The organism is Paraburkholderia sp. BGA-UO-ETr-F12 (assembly GCF_059567945.1).
Genome location: NZ_JCAQOZ010000003.1, coordinates 31,461 through 47,992, shown reverse-complemented (window position 1 = coordinate 47,992; position 16,532 = coordinate 31,461). Strand labels below are relative to the sequence as shown.

Genomic DNA, 16,532 nt, shown 5'->3' with positions numbered 1-16,532 from the left:
AAGGTAAATGCCTTCGCTGCGAGACAGGCGCGAATCCTCGCAATACGATCATCACCAATTGCCATAGAGACGGAATGTCGTTACTGGTTATGGTGGGAATGGAACATCAGGCGTCGATCGACATCGACTGCTGCGAAGCAACGAGCTTCGGCAACGGATCGCACTTGCAGATGCAAAGATCGTCGCTTAAAGCAGCGTGCCGACCATCGGGCGCGGTCATCACCTGACGCAGACCATCGCATTTGATCTTGCCCGTCGTGTTGCATGTGGGACATTGCACCTCATCGCCCTCGTGGGCGACGTCACGACCTTCGAACTAAATCGCGATGGGTCTTCAATGCCTCGGCATAAGCCGGCGCCTCGATATCGATCGTCCCCCACATCGCATGCTTAACGGAGCTGTCGTTCAACGATTTTGGGCCGACGACCGCCTGATTCATACGGTCCTCGCCATCACTCAATCGGCGATCGCCTCCCGCGCCAAACGCGCCGCCCAAGACGGGGTCCTCAAACCAAACATCGGGTTTGTCGACCCAAGACGCTTCGCCGTTGAACGGTTGCCGACGCCGCTGACGTAGAAGCTATAAATTCCTTTGCCCGGGGCATTCATCGAAGCGTCGAACAATCTTGCGACATTGCTCCATCGTTGTCCTGCCGCGTCAGCGTCCCGGTTGTTTCCAGTCCCGTCAAAGAAGAACGCGAGGTGAACCATGTCGGAACAATCTTGTTTCGCCGCTGGAGGCGTTTTTGGAACGTCACGCGTCGTGGCCGCTATGGTCTGCATCAACGAAGGCGGTTGGGGAAGCGAACTCACTGCTTCTTTCCCTCCGGCTCCGGTCGTTCGTCAACATATTCCTTGGATGCCTCAGCAATTGCCGTTGCGTTCGGGTACACATGAACGGTGAGGACTTTGGAGTCGCCCGGCAATTCCTGTAGCACGGCAGTCGCGTGAATTCTTTCGCCCAATCTTGGAGCGCCTTGCCGGCCTCCCAGCGAATATTCGATTGATATCGGGCCCGGTTTGACTTTCACACAGCAAACAATTTTTCCGCCGGCGTTGCCCGGTTCATACGCCATGAACGCACCGCCTGCGTATTGACCGTTGACGGCAACATCGTAAATCGCACGAGGCCAGTAGTTGTAAACGGCGACATCGAGATTCATGGGCCTTTCCAGGCAGGCAGTGAGTGGCAATACGGACAATAACCCGACAATCAGGCGGCGGATCATGGAGTTGACCGCTGCTTCAGTTTTGGACTTCATTCTTGTTGTCTCTGGTGTTTCGCTCGACTTGAATGGTAAGCAGATCGCGAATGCCCGACATCAACCGTCGGGACATTCCGCGGAAAGTTCTTCATGAGATCGTCAAAAGTCAAGACCTTCGACTTCACCTGTTCGAGCAAAGCGGCGACTTCCGGCAAGGCGTTGAACGAATCCACGTAAGCAAGTGCGATACGGCAATAATTGACGAGATCGCCGGCACCTTACAGTCTATATTGCCGTGCATTCAAAATCTGCGAGCGTAAAAATGCGTACTGCGCCGAATCTGATAGCCGACGACTTCCACGGCAATGACGATGCTTCGCTGAGGCTGCTACCGCGCGAGCGCAGGCTCAGCTAGCCGTGCTTCAATACACTTTCTTCACTCGGCTGGATGTCAGCGAAATACTCTTCGACTTCAGCGTCGTGCTTTGCCAAATAAATCGTCATGCCACGAGAAATTACATCCGCCAATAGAGGAGACCCATCGCCTTGTTGCTAACTGAATGGCGGGGTAGTCCGCGGGGTTAGTAGACTCGCGAACAGCATTTAGTGCATATCAACTTTCGTCACAGGCGCTTCATTGACCCCGTCGAAAATCTTATTCGAAAAGCTTTTGTATCTTGAAGCTTGGCATTGCTGATCGAAAATTATCTTCCCATTTTTCGATACATAGACCTCGCCCGGCGAGACCGAGGACACGACATAAGTGTACGGCTCCTTCGAGAACTTCAAATGCAGGCCGCGAATGCTTCCTTCGGAGACGTCGGTGATCTTAATCGTCTTGGACGGCGAGGTATTTTCAGAAGGGAATGCGAAAGCATCGTCCTTGCTACCGTATCGGTATTGCACGTAGCCCCGATTAGGGGCGGTGTTGTTCTTTGCGCAGACGGAAACGGTCTTCCCGTTCTCCAGCGGACAACTAAAATAAACCTCCTCGCCTTCGCTGCAAAGCGTCTGTTCATCCTGCGACGACTGAGTCTGCGCATTCGCCACGTCATATTTGACGAGCGACAACACAACAACCATGAAAAATCCTGCCATACGTATCACTTCAATCCCTCCCAGTTATGAATCGAGGCGAAATTGTTCCGCCGGTCAACTATGTCGTTCATGTTCTCCTGGCTGATCGGGTGGCCAGGATGATGCGCAAAAAGCCCGGGATTGATCGCTCGGGTGATGTTGTCGACGTCGTCCTCGGTCGCCCCGTGATCGGCCGTTTCGTACATCCTGTTGTTGATCCAATATGCCGCTGCGGATCTCACTGCATACTTGACCTCGCCAACAAGCGCATAGTCGACCAGAAAGTCCAGATTCGCCTCGCTGGGCCAGCCCCCCGAGTTGTGCTGGTGCCATTCGGAAAATTTTTGGTACTGTGTTCGGCCTGTAATCTGGATCAAGCCTCTCCCACGGTATTTCCATCCATCCCCGCTCGCAATGTCTCCGTTGCCATTTCTATTCGCATACGCACGATTGGCGATAGCCTGTTCATTGGCAGGATGCTGGGAAGTGCGCCCGTACGATTCGGATTCGTCGGTATGTTGCTGGAAATACGAGAATTTTTGCCGCAACCTGTCAGGCGGATAGTTCAGGCTTTCGCCATCATGAACAGCCAAAGATGGGCCCGCCTCGCGCCGGATTTGCGCGAAGAAGTGCTCACGTCTGAGTGGTTTGTCGAGCTTGAATAAATTGATATTGGCGTTCAGTTCCGTGATGGCAGCTTGCAATGTCGCAACGTTTGCACTTGGGAAGATGTGCTGCAACATCGGCAACGTAAACTGGAAACCGTAGCGATAAAAATTGCCGACCAGTCCGACCGGATGTATATGATGGACGTTCGCGCTCGCTGGCGTTACGCCGGCCGTGCCCGACCAGAACCTGAGCTCTTCAATCCGCTTTTTCTCCGCTTGCCACACAGGCAACCCCGCATGCATATGCGAGTCGAGTGCATCCCACTTGCTCATGTCGCCGCCCCACTCGGTTTCATTCCGCACGATCAGATGAACGATGCGATCCGCCAACCATGGCTTGCCGAGCGCCAATTGCAGTTCGTGTGCCGTGATCTTTCCGTCCTTCAGTCCCTGATCATCTATTGCATCCTCAAGTTTCTTGATGGTTTCATCGGAGCGCGCTGTGTCGAATGAATCTTCGAAACGTGCAATCTCGTCGGGCGTGCCGTTATCTGCGATATATAACGCACGTTCGAACATGACCGACACCGACGCGTCGAGATTCGCGACCTCGAAACCCGGCCAGTCCCACGGGCTTTTAAGTTCGACGAGCGGATGTCCGTGATCGCATGCCCAACCATCGATCTGTGCGTTATTCTCGTCGGCAATGCTGACCGCGTACCACGTCTTGTTTTCTGCTTCGGCGCATTGCGGGGCCGATCCGGTGGCGACTACGCGCGGCCATGCTGCACCCTGCCCGCCTGCCGCTTGCACGTGGAGGGGGAATTGACTCCACGCCTGACGATCTCCGGTACCCTGCAGATCCGCGAGCGCAATCCAGAGCGGTGCCTGACCAATGAGCGGGTGACCCGCAGCATCGAGCTTCACGACTTTGCACCACGGACCGTTGCCGAACGAGCCCGATGCCGCTTTGACGTGAGTGCCAGCGGGGATCGATGTATCGGCAGAAGCTGGTTGCACCAACTTCGCACCCTTCGAAACGAGCAGCAACGTCCGCGATTTCGAATCAAGTTGCTGCGCTCGCGTCCGGCTCCGCGAGATAAACCCATTCAAATCGTCTCCCGTGAACACCTCCACATGGAGCAGGGGGCGTTCGCCGAGTTTGGGAGGCATCGTGTGGTGCGCCCGAGCCTCCACAAGCCGCTGATATTCACCGATCCAGGCAACAGTCTCCCCCGCCGCGATTCTGTGGGGCTTGGGCAAGATATAAATCTGGTCGACCGCCGATGGCTTGTTTTCCTTATCCATCTCGCCAACATAAACCCAGCCCAGGGCCGCGCTCGCATTGAGCGTTTCGCCCTGCTTGTAGGGCTGCGCCGCGCCGGCAACGAAGCTAGAAATCTTGCCCCATGTGCCGTGCTTTTGCCCAATCTTGATTTTCGTGTCTCGCGGCAGCCAACCGATCACGGCAGCTTGCCCCGAATGCGAGGCGCGCACGCGCAGACCCGCCGTCGTGCTGTCGGGCTGGCCCGTCGGCTTCAATTGCGGGTCATGCGCTTTCGCCCCGACGACATACGTTTCCGTCGCGCCGTAGTAGGCAGGCAGCGTTCTTGCCGTGCCATTCGGTTGCGCACCCGGGCTGTAGCCTTCTAGCGGCAGCGTGTGCATGTAGAGGCTGAAGAACGTCAGCACATCCTGGGCGGGCGGCATGGTGTTCTGCGCAGCAGGGGGTGTCGTTGCCGGTGGGTTCTGCGGCTGGGCGTTGCCATTCGTCGGCTGCGGAGGGGCCGGTGGGAGAACGAGTCGATGGCGCACCAGCGTAAATCCCTTCGAGTAGCCCGCCTTGATCGCGTCCGGGTAAGCGACTTCCTGGAGCTTTTCATCCAGACGGAATGCGACGACCTCGCCGTCCGCGATGCATCTCACGCCGCCATCCTGCTGGAATTTGCCGGCGGTCTGCGCGCCGAAATGAATGCCGCCATGCCAAAGACCATTGGCGCCGAGCGGATAGAAACCGTCCTCAGCCACCGCGAGCGCCTGGAGATAGTCCTCGGGCGCGAACGTGACATTCGTGGTCTTCAGAGGAAAGGGATACGCCCAACTCTCGACTTTCGACGGCTGTTCCTGTTGTTGCGCCACGCGCTATCCTTTGTTCAGGTTGCTGTTTCAGATTGTGTTGGCCGCTATCGCCGTTACCCGGAAAAATCCACCGCGCGGCGCGGCACGCTGTCGTTCCACGACGGAAACTTTTCATCGATCCGGGTCGGGCCGTTGAAGCTGTGCTGCGCACCCTTCACGTCGATTTTGCCTGGAGCGTGAATCTCGATGTTGCCGTCCTTGATGCGGATATAAGCGCCCCCTGAGGTCAACAGGATTTCGCCCTTGGCGATAGCCTGAATCTGCTCGGTCGCTGAAACGAGCTTGACGCTCTTTTGCGCGGTGAACTCGATGTTATCGTTGTGCGCCTGGATCTCCACCTTTCCTTTGGCGGCGAACAGTTTCATTCCGGCATTCTGGACGAAGAGGCTCAGCTTCTGCGTGACGCTCGCGATCAACGATTTGCCCGTTGCGATGTGGATGCTCTGTCCACTAATCAGGTTGGTCTGTGCATCGCTCGCGATGTGCACGGACTGCTGCGTGGACATGGCGATCCCGGAGGGACTACCGAACAGCATGACGGGCTCCTTGAACCCATTCGCGTTCCCGGTTCCGCCGCCTGCAGTGTTTCCTCCCGACGTCGAACCCGACATGCTGTTCTGCGTCGCGTCCGTGTATGACTTCAACGAGTCGTAACCATCCTTCAGACTTTCAGCCTGATGTGTCGTGCTGGCATTCGACATCGCTTCCAGCACGCTTTCCGAATTCACCAACTGCGATGTTGCCCGCCGTGCATCCAGCGGCTGGCTGGTCGCCGTATAGGTGGTGACGTACAAGCCCTGGCCCGCACGCACCGCACCGTAAGCGTCGGACTTCAGGTCAAAGCCACTACCCAGATAGTTGCCTCTGCTGTTCCCGGTCTGGTCAATCAGGTAACCCAGATGCAGATGTGCGTTCGTGCTCGTTGAATAAAGCTGAACGCGGTTCTGACCCGTCGAGTCGTCCATCACCAACTGGTTGTAGCCGCTGCCCTGATATTCCTTCGACTTGTAGCCTGATAGCAGGCCGTTGGAATGCCAGTGAGGTTTCGTCGCGCCGTTATAAACGCGCCCGGTGACGAGGGGTCTATCGCAATCGCCGTCTACCCAGCTGATTAACACTTCTTCACCGACTCTCGGCACATGTACGCCGCCGTATCCGCCGCCCGCATCGGACATCGCGACACGTACCCAGCACGATGCCTTCTCGTCACCTTCGTTGAGGCGATCCCAATGAAAACGCACCTTGATCCGATTCAGCGGATCGGTATAGACCTCCGCGTTTGCAGGGCCGACGACAATCGCGGTCTGCAAGTGCATCTTCGGTTTGTGATGGTCAAACGCGCTGCGAAACGGAACAATTTTGCGCTGGGCTTCGATCTCGACGAGAAAGAAACCTTCCGTACCATCATCATGCATGACCTTCAGGCCGGTATGGTTAGCTTTCGCCGCAGCGAGTTCAATCTTGAGGCTGTGCGGGAAATCGGTCGCCTGACTGGACACCGGCAGATTGTTTTCGATAAACCAGCTGGTTTCGATGATCGCAAACTGGCGATTTTGCTGGCTATCTGTCGCATGGCCGGGATGATCGTCAAGCTCAAACCAGTGTCCCGCATCCGCGCCTCGTACACCACCCGAACCACTGAACCGTTTTGCCTGCGATTCCCATTCTTCCACTCGGATTTTGGACAGGGCGTCGCCCCGATCCTGGTTTCCATAGGTGTAGGCGCCGGTGTATTCATACACCTCAGCCTGCTCGGGCAGATTTCCCTGCGTAGGAAGGGTTGGAACGTTTGTACCCTTGGCAAACGTGGGGGAAGCGGGCGCCTTGTAATCGAAGGTTCGGGTCGTGAGCATCGTGCTTTGCAGCGTTCGCGTGCCCGACCACTGAACTAGGGCATCGGCTTCACTGTTCGCGCCCGCTCGATAAAATTGAACCGTCTGCGGCGAAAGAGGCTGGAACGTGTCGAGGCCGTCGGTGACGATGAGCGTATGCGATTTGCCATCGCTCGCCTGCTCGAAGTAGCCGAATAGCCCCTCGTTTTCCATCAGACGGTGGACGAAATTCCAGTCGTCCTCGTATTGCATGCAGAACGAACGTGAGGGCAACGACTTGCTCAACGCAAAGCGAAATGCACCCTGGGCTTGCGGATGCATGTTGAAGACATCGGTGAGGATTTCGTCGGCCGGTTTGTCCTGCCAGATTCGTGCATCCTTGCGAAAGCGCAGGAAATGCATCCACGACGCATAGCCGATCTGATAACTGGTAAGCCCGCTATCCGACCCAAGACGCCGTGCGGTATGCACATAACCGTGATGCGGCAGATAAGACCTGTCTGTTTGCTGGACCCACAGTGTCACCGGCTGGGCGATCAGCTTCTTGAGCTCAATCGCGTTGGAGGTAGACACGACATCAGCGGTGATTTCATAATGACGGCCAATCCGTGAATGACCAACGACCCGCTGCGGAAGCAGGACGCTATTTCCTAGCGAGGTATCCAGTTTAAGCAGGCGGTCGCTTTGCACGAACGCGCCAGTGAGTGCCCCAATTATGTCTTGCGCTCCCATACCGCCTCTATTCTGTTCCGATTGACTGAGCAACCGCTTCACGCGCGATCTTACGAAACTTCAGACAAATGGGCTAGCATTCAATGTCCGTAAGTGTGAGATGGCGTGAATTTGTTGATTAACGAATGCAGGTGGCATATCCGAAATTTTGTCAAATAACGCTTGGGATATCCCTTTCACGTTGCCAATTGGATAACGGGACGTTCCGCGCTTTCGGTCGAAGAACGTCACAGCAAACTGCGACGCGCCGCCGAAGTCGAGCCAGTAATGACAAAGGCCACAGCCGGGCACCGTGTATCTATCGTCGGCCTTCCGCGCGCCAGCTTTCCCGTGCGCGCCCTCGTTGCTGTGGCACGGGACAATCGTGTCTTCCCACTTGAGCTGGTGACAAATGCCGGGCACGCGGAGATAGCACACCTGGCCGCGGCAGGCGTTGCGCATCTTCGCGTCGTGCCAGCTGCGCTTCTTCCGCGCTTTGCGCTTGAATGGCGACTCCACGAGGATCTTCGTGCGCGTGAGCGAGCTATTCGGCGCCGGGCGTTTGCCGATCGGGGCGCTACGCTTCAGCGGCGTTTTGCTGACGAGCGGTTTCTTGCGCGTCAGCATGGGTCGGCTCGCAACTGGACGACGTCGTCAGGCCACACGCGGTTACTGTCCGGCGGGAATGTGGGGAGTGGCACGCGTTGATTGAAATGCAGCGGCACGCGCAGCTCAACCTCGCCGGACTCCAGTCGCGGCCAGTTTTCCGGCGGGATGATCTATGCTGGTAACCGCACGTAAGGAGCATAGCTGACGCGTAGGCCGCGGCGCATGCTGTTGCGAAACTTCCACGGCGAATGCGCAAAAGTCCGCACGAGCTCGACGACGTCGCACTGGATCAGGCACGGCGGCCGCTCTTTCTGCGGCACGCCGTACACTGTGAACGCAGCCGGCACGATGAACGTCATCTTCACCACTCACCCCCGAGGCCGTTCAGCTTCATCAGCACGTCGCACGCATACACCAAGGCAGTTGAATGGGGATACTTCGATCGGCACCCGTTCAAAGGTGAGGTGCGCCTGACCGGCGAGAAGCCGCGCAAGCGATACGTCGAGGATTGGGAGGTCGTCGAGTGCCTGTCGATCGAAGCACGGCGCAAAGCAGGCAGCGTGCTCGCGATTCAGGCGTACATGCGGCTCAAGTTGCTTACCGGGATGCGCCGGAGCGACCTGCTAAGTCTCAGCCCATCGAACCTTCAGGATGACGGCATCCACGTGATGCCGGGCAAGACCGAGGGGTAGACGGCCAAGCGGATCATTTACGAATGGTCGGATGCGCTGCGCGAGGCTGTCGCGATGGCTGTGGCCGCACGACCTGTGCAGATTGCACCCTGGCTTTTTTTGCAATAGCGCGGCGAAGGCTACTTCAATGAAGAAAGCGGGCGCGCCGGCGGATGGGACACGATGTGGCGGATTTCATGGCGCGGGTGCTCGAGGAAACCAAGGTGAAGGAGCACTTCACTGAACACGACTTGCGCGCTAAATGCACCAGCGATGCCGAGACACTCGAGCATGCGCAGGCACCTCTGGCGCATGCCGACGGTAAGGTGACACAGACGATTTACCGGAGAAAACCGGAGCGCGTGAGGCCCTTGCGTTGAAAATTGTATGGCACAACGCCAGCTTTATGGCACAGCGCTGAATTTTTGAGTGCCGCAAAGGCATATGGGAAGGGTGGCGGAGAGACGGGGATTCGAACCCCGGATAGGTTATTAACCTATACACGCTTTCCAGGCGTGCGACTTAAACCGCNTACCGGAGAAAACCGGAGCGCGTGAGGCCCTTGCGTTGAAAATTGTATGGCACAACGCCAGCTTTATGGCACAGCGCTGAATTTTTGAGTGCCGCAAAGGCATATGGGAAGGGTGGCGGAGAGACGGGGATTCGAACCCCGGATAGGTTATTAACCTATACACGCTTTCCAGGCGTGCGACTTAAACCGCTCATCCATCTCTCCGGCGGGGAGCCGAATTATAGCAAACTTCGCGCCCTGCGCCACACCCATGCGCAAACCCGCTTAAGGATGCCGGATGTAGTCCACCAGCGCCCTCGTATAAGCGTCCGGTTTCCGGTCGATCAGGCTCACACCGATCGCCACCAGAAACCCTGCCGGCACGCCGAACACGCCGGAGCTGATCGGCTCGATCCCAAACCACCGCGCGCCGGCAAAGCCAGTCATCTGCGTAAAGAACGGATACGTCGAGACGATGTAGTAAATGCACACCACCAGCCCCGCCACCATGCCCGCCACGGCCCCAAGCCGCGTGGTGCGTTTCCAGAACACGCCCAGCACCAGCACCGGAAACAGACTCGAAGCCGCCAGCGAAAACGCCGCGCCCACCAGAAACAGAATATTCCCCGTATTCAGCGAAGCCACATACGACGCGAACAGCGCCACCCCCAGCAACAGAATCTTCGAGATCGTCACGCGCCGCTGGCTCGATGCCGCCGGATCGATCATGTGATAGTAGACGTCGTGCGACAACGCATTGGCGATCGTCAGCAGCAAACCATCGGCGGTCGAAAGCGCCGCGGCCAGCGCACCGGCCGCGATCAGCCCCGACATCACATACGGCAGCCCGGCGATCTCGGGCGCGGCGAGCACCACCATATCCGGCTGCATCTGAATTTCGCTCCAGCGCACAATGCCGTCGCCATTCGTGTCGGCCAGGCTGATCAGACTCGGTTCGACCTTGCGCCACTGCGTAAGCCACTGCGGCAAATCGGCAAAGTGGTGACCCACCAGATTAGTCAATATCTCGTACTTGATCAGCACGGCCAGCACAGGCACCGTCAGATAAAACAGCGCGACGAAAAACAACGTCCAGCCGACCGAGCGTCGCGCGGAAGCCACCGAAGTCGTGGTGTTGTAGCGCGTCAGGATGTGCGGCAGGCTCGCCGTGCCAAGTGACAGGCACAGCAGCAGCGACAGGAAATTGCGCTCATGGGTGCGCCGGTCCTCTTCGCTCGAAGCGGGAAACGGCTCGTGCATCGGCACCGGCGCGGCCGCGCGCGTCAGCATCTCGTCGCGGCGCTGAGTCCACACGATCTGCGCGGCGGCGGCGTCGCGTGGAAACTGCTCGAGCGATCTTTCGCGCTCCTTGATCTCGCGTAATGGACCATTGTGGCGACGCAAGTCCGCGACTTCCTGCATGAGGCGCAGTTTCTCGTCAACGAACGATTGCGGCAGCGTATCGAGCCGCATCTGCATCAGATCGGCACGCCGCCGATAGTCGTCGCGTACGGTCTGCTCGAGCGGCGCCTCGCGCACCTGCTTCTCGAGACCTTCGACGCGCTCCATCAAGCGCCCGTAGTTGAACTGCGGCACCCAGCCGAGGCCATCCTTATGCGCGATCATCGACACAGGAATCAGAATCGCCGCGATCAGGATGATGTATTGCGCGACCTGAGTCCACGTCACGGCACGCATGCCACCCAGAAACGAGCACACGAGAATCCCCGCGAGCCCGCAGAAAATGCCGACCGCGAAATCCACGCCGATAAAACGCGTCGCAATCAGGCCGACACCCTGAATCTGCGCAACAAGGTAAACGAACGAGCACAGGATCGCCGCTAACGCAGCGAGTCCGCGCACCGCGTTGCTCGAAAAGCGCGTGCCGAGAAAGTCGGGAATCGTGTAGCGCGCGAGCTTGCGCACGTACGGTGCGAGCAGAAATGCGACGAGGCAATAGCCGCCGGTCCAACCCATCAGGTACGCGAGACCGTCGTAGCCGGTCGCATAGAGGGACCCGGCAAGGCCAATGAACGACGCCGCGGATAACCAGTCAGCCGCGGTCGCCATGCCGTTGAAGAAGGACGGCACGCGCCGCCCGGCCACGTAGTATTCAACCAGGTCGGAGGTGCGCGACAGCAAGCCGATCACCGCATACACCGCGATCGGCACGAACAGGAACACATAGCCAATCCATACGCCAGGCCCGGTGGTCCGCTCGATACGCCACATCACGTAGATGAAAAGCAGGAAGCCGAGCGTATAAAGCGCGTAGGAGCGGATCAGGCGGTTCGTGAGCTTCATCGGCTCAGCTTCCGCGCGCGGTGGGCGCACGGGAATCGGCACCGGTGCTGCCTGGGTTGCTGGCACTCGCATCCGCATCGAAAGCGCGTTGCAGACGGCGGTCGGCGCGCTGCATCAGCACGATATACCCGACGATCAACGCGACGTAGATCAGAATCGCCCCTTGCGCACCGAAATAAAACGGCAATCTGAAGCCGAAGAAGCGCACCTGATCCAACGCCGGCGCCACCAGCGGCAAAACGAACGACACCACAAAGCCCACCGTCATCAACGCCGCGATCAACGCAAGATTGAAGCGCCAGTACTTCTGATGCGCGCGCGCCATCGCAGCCGAGACCGCAGGCGGTTCGGGCACGGGATTGATCGTAGCGTGAGAGGTGTGGTGCGGCACGGCCATGCGCCTATGTATCAAAAAGCCACCGGGCAGGCAATCGGGATTGTCCGCGCAGTGGCTTTGACGGCCTGACGTGAGTGGTCGACACCTGGGTTCAGACAAAGGTACATCGTTCGACACACCCTTGCTGCACACCCAGGCAAACCTCAGCTCAGAGCGACTCGCCGAGCTGATCGAGAATCGCCGGGTTCTCCAGCGTCGAGACGTCCTGAGTGATTTCCTCGCCCTTCGCAAGCGAGCGCAACAGGCGGCGCATGATCTTGCCCGAACGCGTCTTCGGCAGGTTCTCGCCGAAGCGGATGTCCTTCGGCTTGGCAATCGGACCGATTTCCTTAGCAACCCAGGCACGCAGTTCGTTGGCGAGCTTCACCGCTTCCTCACCTTCAGGACGCGCGCGCTTGAGCACCACGAAGGCACACACGGCTTCGCCGGTCGTCGCATCGGGACGGCCCACCACGGCCGCTTCCGCCACGATCGGGTTCGACACCAGCGCCGATTCGATCTCCATCGTGCCGAGACGGTGGCCGGACACGTTGAGCACATCGTCGATGCGGCCCATGATCGTGAAGTAGCCGGTCTCCTTGTCCCGCACCGCGCCGTCGCCGGCGAGATAGAGCTTGCCGCCGAGCTCTTCGGGGAAATAGCTCTTCTGGTAGCGGTCCGGATCGCCCCACACATTGCGCAGCATCGACGGCCATGGACGCTTCACCACCAGAATGCCGCCCTGCCCGTTCGGCACGTCCTGCCCGGTTTCATCGACTACCGCCGCCATGATGCCCGGCAGCGGCAGCGTGCACGAACCCGGCACCAGGGGCGTGGCCCCCGGCAGCGGCGTGATCATGTGACCGCCGGTTTCGGTTTGCCACCACGTATCGACGATCGGGCAACGGCCGCCGCCGACGTTCTCGTGATACCACACCCATGCTTCCGGATTGATCGGCTCGCCGACCGTGCCGATAATGCGCAGCGTCGACAGGTCGTAGCTCTTCGGATGAACTTTCTCGTCCGCTTCGGCGGCCTTGATCAGCGAGCGGATCGCCGTGGGCGCGGTATAGAACAGCGTGACCTTGTGCTTCGCGATCATGTCCCAGAAGCGGCCGGCGTTCGGATAGGTCGGCACGCCTTCGAACACGACCTGGGTGCCGCCGAGCGTCAACGGTCCATACGTGATGTAGCTGTGGCCAGTAATCCAGCCGATGTCGGCGGTACACCAGAACACGTCCGTCGGCTTCCAGTCGAAGGTCCACTTCATGGTCTGCGCGGCCCACAGCAGATAGCCGCCGGTGCTGTGCTGCACACCCTTCGGCTTGCCGGTCGAGCCCGACGTGTACAGAATGAAAAGCGGATGCTCGGCGCCGACCCATTCAGGCGCGCATTGATCCGATTCGGCCTGCGTGAGCTCGTGCATCCACAGATCGCGGCTGTCGTCCCACGCGATCTTGCCACCGGTACGCTTGTAGACGATCACGCTCTTCACCGCATCGCAGCCGCCCATGGCGATGGCTTCGTCGGCGATGTTTTTCAGCGGCAATGCTTTGCCGCCACGCATCTGTTCGTCGGACGTGACGAGCGCCACCGCGCCCACGTCCACCAGCCGCTCATTGAGCGACTTCGACGAGAAGCCGCCGAACACCACCGAATGCGTCGCGCCGATCCGTGCGCAGGCCTGCATCGCGACAATGCCTTCGATCGACATCGGCATATAGATCACGACGCGATCGCCCTTCTTCACGCCGCGCTTCTTCAACGCATTCGCAAAACGCGACACGCGTTGCAGCAGATCGTTATAGGTGACGTTGGTGACAGTGCCGTCGTCGGCTTCGAAGACGATCGCAACGCGCTCGCCATTGCCGGCTTCGACATGACGGTCGATGCTGTTATACGACGCGTTCAACTGGCCGTCTTCGAACCAGGTATAGAAAGGCGCCTTCGATTCGTCGAGCACCTTGCTGAAGGGTTTGTTCCAGCTTAGCGTCTCGCGAGCGAGGCGCCCCCAGAAACCCTCGTAATCGCGTTCCGCTTCGGCGGCCAGCGCCCGGTACGCATCCATGCCGGAGATCGTCGCACCCGCCGCTGCTTCAGCGGAGGGCGGGAAAACACGGCGTTCCTGAAGAACCGATTCAATCGCAGACATCGACAACCCCTTGGTGAAGATGAAACGTAAAACCTGTGCCGGCGCGCCCGTGGCGCGCCATGTCATGATGGCGCCACCATTCCTGATCGAAAGGCGGCGCACTGTCTCCAACCCTCGCGCAGCGATCGCGGATCTCTGCGCCACGGCCCGTGTGCCTTTCATCTTCATTCATGCGGCACCGCAACATGACTGCGTGAAAGACCGTCGTTCCGCTCTCGCGTTCAAACATAAACTTTGCAACTTACCAGCCACTTACGCGCAGCGCATTGCATGCAAGCGAAAACCCCATGCAAGCGAAAACCCTTATGCGGTTCGCGTTCGTACGGCACGGCATGCTACGCGCTCTGTTCCGTTCATGCGATCAATTCGACATGCCGGTGCGACCCGGCACCGTCAATCGACGCCGATATCGGGCACATAGCAGGCATCGCGCGTGCCGCCCTGACGTGCCATGCCTTTACGCTCGCTCGCGCGCCCTCTTACAATGCTAACTGAACTAGTCGTCTGGATTCCAGCTTGAATCGTTACTCCCTGCTTCTCATTACTTCGATGCTGCTGGTCGGCAGCAACGTCGGAATCGGTAAATCGATCGTCGAGTTTGTCCCCGTTCCCCTGTTCGCGCTGCTGCGCTTCGTGATCGCCATGGCGGTGTTATGGCCGTTGCTGCGCGTGGCCAAGCTGCGCCGCGTCAAACGCGATGAATGGCTCAACCTGTTTTTGCAGGCGCTGTTCGGCACCTTCGGGTTCACGCTTCTGATGCTGGGCGGCGTGCAACGCACGAGCGCGGTCGCGGCCGGCGTCATCACTAGCACGATCCCGGCGGTCGTCGCGCTGCTCTCGTGGCTGATTCTCAAAGAGCGTCCGAACGGTCGGGCACTCGCCTCGATCGCGCTGGCAATTGTCGGTGTGGTGGTCATCAATCTGGCCCATGTGGATGAGAATGCGGGCGGCGAGACTTCGTTCACCGGCAATCTGATGGTGCTGGGCGCCGTGTGCTGCGAATCGCTGTACATCATTCTGTCGCGCCGTTTGACGCAGACGCTCGCGCCGATCGACATCTGCGCCTACACACATATGTTCGGCCTGCTGCTGATGCTGCCGCTCGGTGCCACCGCACTGCTGCACTTCGACTACCGCGCAGTGCCGGTTAGCGTCTGGACGCTGGTGCTGTGGTACGGGCTGTCGGCGAGCATCTTCTCCTTCTGGCTGTGGATGAAGGGCATTCGCCACGTGCCGGGCAGTCTTGCGGGTGTGTTCAGCGCCGTGCTGCCGGTGGCCGCGGCGATCTACGGCATCGTATTTCTCGATGAGCGGCCCACGCTCGCGCACGGCTTCGCGCTCGCCTGCGTGGTAGCGGGCATCGGGCTGGCGAGCCTGAAGGTCAAACGGGCGCCGCCGGTGGCTTCGTAAGCGCCGCAATCCGTCGATCACCGCCTGTTGACCGCTGCCTGGTAAGGCCCTGTTCTACGGCGGGCTCCAGCAGCGTGCGCCAACCCGCACTGCCCGCCGCGCCGCAGCAATTTCATCCAACGCTGTACAATAGCGCGCCTGACGCGAGCTTCTCCGGCCTCCCTCGCCGCGTACTGCGCCGTCTGCGCCCTGGTTTGCGTGCTCGATCGCGCGTTTGATTTGCGCGTCGGGACAGCGCATTTGGTCCGTGTTCCGTCACCTGCGTTTCATCTGACTCTTATCTATGTCCGCTTCGCGACCCGACTCCGCCCGTCAGCGCCGCCCGATGCGCCCGCTGCCCGTCATCATCTTCATGAGCCGCTGGCTGCAGGTGCCGCTGTACCTGGGGCTGATCGTCGCCCAGGCGGTCTACGTCGTCCTGTTCCTGAAAGAAGTCTGGCATCTGGTCAGCGCGTCCATGACGCTCGACGAAACCAACATCATGCTGGTGGTCCTTGGTCTGATCGACGTGGTGATGATCTCGAACCTGCTCATCATGGTGATCATCGGCGGCTATGAAACCTTTGTGTCACGCCTCGGTGTGGAAGGTCATCCGGACGAGCCGGAATGGCTCGACCACGTGAACGCCGGCGTGCTGAAGGTCAAACTGTCGATGGCGCTGATCAGCATCTCGTCGATCCATCTGTTGAAGACCTTCATCAGCCCCGACCAGAATTCGACGCACACCATCATGTGGCAGGTGATCATTCACGTCGCGTTCCTCGTCTCGGCGCTGGTAATGGCACTCGTCGACCGCCTCACCACGCATACGCATCCGAAACATTTTCAGGAGCCCACGACGCTGCATGTCGTGAGCTCGCACGATTCCACTCCCCTGAAGGCGCACGACTGACGCACTGCCCCGCGCGTCGGAATAACAAGCGCCA

The 16,532-nt window shown here is 59.1% G+C and carries 13 protein-coding genes, 1 tRNA gene and 1 pseudogene; 4 read left to right on the top strand and 11 right to left on the bottom strand.

Annotated elements, in window-relative coordinates; translation table 11 throughout:
• Positions 1 to 106: 106 nt before the first annotated feature.
• The 7 genes and pseudogenes from AC57B6_RS00370 to AC57B6_RS00340 all read right to left on the bottom strand — a co-directional run.
• A pseudogene (locus AC57B6_RS00370) lies at positions 107 to 310 on the bottom strand (PAAR domain-containing protein); the annotation flags it as partial.
• Between the two features lie 147 nt (positions 311 to 457).
• Complete coding sequence (locus AC57B6_RS00365) at positions 458 to 814, bottom strand: DUF2235 domain-containing protein (RefSeq protein WP_127837909.1); 357 nt, start codon at positions 812 to 814, stop codon at positions 458 to 460.
• The gene (locus AC57B6_RS00360; protein WP_081833271.1) at positions 811 to 1,263 is read right to left on the bottom strand and encodes a DUF3304 domain-containing protein; all 453 of its coding nucleotides are present in this window, start codon (positions 1,261 to 1,263) and stop codon (positions 811 to 813) included. Before AC57B6_RS00360 ends, AC57B6_RS00365 begins: the two co-directional genes overlap by 4 nt.
• A 546-nt stretch (positions 1,264 to 1,809) precedes the next feature.
• Complete coding sequence (locus tag AC57B6_RS00355; RefSeq protein WP_052719598.1) at positions 1,810 to 2,289, bottom strand: hypothetical protein; 480 nt, start codon at positions 2,287 to 2,289, stop codon at positions 1,810 to 1,812.
• Positions 2,290 to 2,309: 20 nt separating this feature from the next.
• On the bottom strand, positions 2,310 to 5,030 hold the full coding sequence (locus AC57B6_RS00350) for a hypothetical protein (RefSeq protein WP_496420514.1): 2,721 nt from the start codon (positions 5,028 to 5,030) through the stop codon (positions 2,310 to 2,312).
• Between the two features lie 53 nt (positions 5,031 to 5,083).
• Complete coding sequence (locus AC57B6_RS00345) at positions 5,084 to 7,594, bottom strand: type VI secretion system Vgr family protein (RefSeq protein WP_496420513.1); 2,511 nt, start codon at positions 7,592 to 7,594, stop codon at positions 5,084 to 5,086.
• 60 nt (positions 7,595 to 7,654) lie between these two features.
• A complete protein-coding gene (locus tag AC57B6_RS00340; RefSeq protein ID WP_052719599.1) occupies positions 7,655 to 8,200 on the bottom strand; it encodes a DUF1364 family protein in 546 nt (181 codons plus the stop codon).
• A 230-nt stretch (positions 8,201 to 8,430) separates the two neighbouring features.
• On the opposite strand from AC57B6_RS00340, the gene AC57B6_RS00335 reads away from it, so the two are divergent.
• Positions 8,431 to 8,874, top strand: coding sequence for a site-specific integrase (locus tag AC57B6_RS00335; RefSeq protein ID WP_052719600.1), 444 nt, complete (start codon positions 8,431 to 8,433; stop codon positions 8,872 to 8,874).
• A gap of 152 nt (positions 8,875 to 9,026) precedes the next feature.
• Complete coding sequence (locus AC57B6_RS00330; RefSeq protein ID WP_052719601.1) at positions 9,027 to 9,233, top strand: site-specific integrase; 207 nt, start codon at positions 9,027 to 9,029, stop codon at positions 9,231 to 9,233.
• Positions 9,234 to 9,498: 265 nt separating this feature from the next.
• Here AC57B6_RS00330 and AC57B6_RS00325 read toward each other — a convergent pair.
• The 4 genes from AC57B6_RS00325 to acs form a co-directional block, all read right to left on the bottom strand.
• Positions 9,499 to 9,589, bottom strand: a tRNA-Ser gene (locus tag AC57B6_RS00325).
• 60 nt (positions 9,590 to 9,649) lie between these two features.
• Positions 9,650 to 11,668 (bottom strand): sodium:solute symporter family protein, encoded by a 2,019-nt coding sequence (locus tag AC57B6_RS00320; protein WP_252888899.1) that lies wholly within the window; start codon positions 11,666 to 11,668, stop codon positions 9,650 to 9,652.
• A gap of 4 nt (positions 11,669 to 11,672) precedes the next feature.
• Complete coding sequence (locus AC57B6_RS00315; protein ID WP_496420512.1) at positions 11,673 to 12,065, bottom strand: DUF4212 domain-containing protein; 393 nt, start codon at positions 12,063 to 12,065, stop codon at positions 11,673 to 11,675.
• A gap of 148 nt (positions 12,066 to 12,213) precedes the next feature.
• A complete protein-coding gene (gene acs, locus AC57B6_RS00310) occupies positions 12,214 to 14,196 on the bottom strand; it encodes an acetate--CoA ligase (RefSeq protein ID WP_028200311.1) in 1,983 nt (660 codons plus the stop codon).
• 516 nt (positions 14,197 to 14,712) lie between these two features.
• Between acs and AC57B6_RS00305 the strand changes: the two genes are divergently transcribed.
• Positions 14,713 to 15,606, top strand: coding sequence for a DMT family transporter (locus AC57B6_RS00305; protein WP_496420511.1), 894 nt, complete (start codon positions 14,713 to 14,715; stop codon positions 15,604 to 15,606).
• 325 nt (positions 15,607 to 15,931) lie between these two features.
• A complete protein-coding gene (locus tag AC57B6_RS00300; protein ID WP_025496403.1) occupies positions 15,932 to 16,498 on the top strand; it encodes a TIGR00645 family protein in 567 nt (188 codons plus the stop codon).
• The last annotated feature ends 34 nt before the right edge of the window (positions 16,499 to 16,532 follow it).